Source organism: Plesiomonas sp. (assembly GCF_051650925.1).
Taxonomy (GTDB): domain Bacteria; phylum Pseudomonadota; class Gammaproteobacteria; order Enterobacterales; family CAMTGL01; genus Plesiomonas.
In genome coordinates this window covers 1-2,361 of the sequence record NZ_JBOFRH010000098.1, presented here as the reverse complement: position 1 = coordinate 2,361, position 2,361 = coordinate 1, and the positions used below count along the sequence as shown (strand labels likewise).

Annotated in this window: 2 protein-coding genes; one reads left to right on the top strand and one right to left on the bottom strand. The window is 48.7% G+C overall.

Annotation, left to right across the window (positions count from 1 at the left end):
• Positions 1-27 precede the first annotated feature (27 nt).
• Positions 28-618, top strand: a complete 591-nt coding sequence (locus ACRC27_RS02165) for an antibiotic biosynthesis monooxygenase (RefSeq protein ID WP_438639084.1) — start codon at positions 28-30, stop codon at positions 616-618.
• A 74-nt stretch (positions 619-692) separates the two neighbouring features.
• On the opposite strand, the gene ACRC27_RS02160 is transcribed toward ACRC27_RS02165, so the two are convergent.
• Positions 693-2,015: a Na+/H+ antiporter family protein gene (locus tag ACRC27_RS02160; RefSeq protein WP_010863796.1), complete on the bottom strand. Its 1,323-nt coding sequence runs from the start codon at positions 2,013-2,015 to the stop codon at positions 693-695.
• Between the last annotated feature and the right edge of the window lie 346 nt (positions 2,016-2,361).

Below are 2,361 nucleotides of genomic sequence, written 5' to 3'. Positions count from 1 at the left end.
GTGCACATCAAGTACCACGGGTGACATGTGGAAGAAAATCATCACATTATCTCCTCGGTGATCAGTCATAAAGTGATCCCCGGGAATGAGTTTGCATTTGAAAAATTGGTGGAGCATTTGCTGCATGATACGCAGTCATTTGCTGGATTTCTGGGCGCGAGGGTCGTGCGTCCAGATCAAGCGCAGCCGGAGTTTAAAGTGACGTTTAACTTTGCGTCGCGCGAACAGTATCAGGCGTGGCTTAATTCGGGATTACGTCGCCGCTGGACTGTGCCTATGGAAAAATTGAGTACAGGCAGTGAAGTGGAGATTCAGCGTGGGCAAGAGATTTGGTTTACGTTGCCAGAACTGACCTCCAGTAGACCACCGAACCGGCACAAAATGGTGTTCTTAACGTGGTTGGCGATCTATCCCTCAGTACAGATTTTTTCGTATTTGATCCACAGTTTGCATCTGCACTGGGTCACTCCGGTGATCTTTTTGTTTATTACCGGATTAACGGTACTGTTCGTTTCATACCTACTGTTGCCGTGGTATACGCGGTTATTCAAATTTTGGTTGTGGCCTACGGCGCAGAGCAAACAACTGTCACATAACAGCACGCAGCAGAAACCGTGATCTAAAAAGGCCGCTAACACTTCGCATGTTAGCGGCTTTTTCTTGCACGAACGTTGTAATTAATGTCTTCGTAATTACAAAATCATGGCGGCAATCCAGCCGAAAATCAGCAGTGGGATGTTGTAGTGAATAAAGGTTGGCACTACGGTATCCCAGATGTGGTCGTGCTGATCATCCATGTTCAGGCCAGATGTTGGGCCCAATGTGGAGTCAGAGGCCGGTGAGCCCGCATCGCCGAGTGCGCCTGCTACACCAACCAGCGCGATAGTCGCCATTGGCGAAAAGCCAAACGAAATGCACAGTGGCACATAGATGGTGGCAATGATCGGTACGGTCGAGAAGGAGGAGCCGATCCCCATAGTGATCAGTAAACCTACAACCAGCATCAGGAACGCACCCAGCGCGCGGTTATGACCAATCACATCGGTAATGGAATGCACCAGCGTTTCCACGCTACCGGTGGCCTTCATGACAGCGGCAAAGCCAGATGCGGTAATCATGATAAAGCCAATCATCGCCATCATCTGTACGCCACGGCTAAACACATCTTGCGTGTCACGCCAGTTGATCACGCCGCCAACGATGAACACGATAAAGCCCATCAGCGCACCCAGAATGATGGAGTTCGTGTACAGCTGCACACTCAGGGCACCTAAAATCGCAACGCCGGCAACCCACAAATGACGCGTTTGGATTTCTTTTTTCTCAGGCTCGGCAGCCAGAATTTTCTCAACATCGTAATGACGAGGCTTGCGGTAGCTGATGAAGAGTGCGGTGAACAAACCCACCACCATACCGGCAACTGGCAGCGCCATCGCGCTAGGAACTTGAGCTGCAGTAACACTCAGGCCATTGTTATTCAGGTTTTGCAGCAAAATGTTGTTGAGGAAAATACCGCCAAAACCCACCGGCAAGATCATGTACGGCGCGGTCAAGCCAAAGGTAATGGCACAAGCCACAGCGCGGCGATCTAACTTCAACTGTGCCATCACATGCAGCAACGGCGGGATCAGAATAGGGATAAACGCAATGTGGATAGGGATGGCGTTTTGCGAAGAAATCGCAATCAGGGTAATGGCCAGCAGCAGCATATACTTGAACCAGAACACCTTATTGGCGCTGGCTTCACGGCCAAGACGTTTGATGACATATTGTGCCAAAACATCGGTAATACCGGAGCGGGAAATCGCGACAGCAAACGTACCCAGCATGGCGTAGCTCAGGGCAATTTCAGCACCGCCACCCAGACCACCGGTAAACGTTTCAACTGTTTGTGTCAGACTCATGCCACTTAGCAGGCCGCCGATAATGGCTGAAAATGTCAGCGCAATCACGACGTTTACCCGCATCAGGCTCAGCAAGAGCATAATACTGACGGCAATAACAACAGCATTCATAGGAAAAAGGATATCATTCAGTGAAGTTGTAGAATACCGGTTAAGATTCCGTATTCACTGGCATTTGTCGAGCATAAATTTTGACATCCGAGTAGTTATATTGAGGCAAGTCGTTATTTTTTGCTGTGACAACCGCCTACTGTTTGCAAAAAGCCAATATCTAAATAACTGTATTTTAAGGTTTGTTTTTTATAATTGCCTTTTTTTGCATCACTATCGCGATTCTTGGCCGCGCAGCAGAATCAATCTCAATACATTGCGCTGAATTCAGGCTAAAATGCAGTACTTTTCTTGTTTTGAATGGGCGGAGATCGAATGGGCCATTTTGTGTCGGGCAACGTAAGCT

Excerpts from the sequence above, each read along its gene's own strand:
- ACRC27_RS02160 (WP_010863796.1), bottom strand. The coding sequence starts at position 2,015 with ATGAATGCTGTTGTTATTGCCGTCAGTATTATGCTCTTGCTGAGCCTG.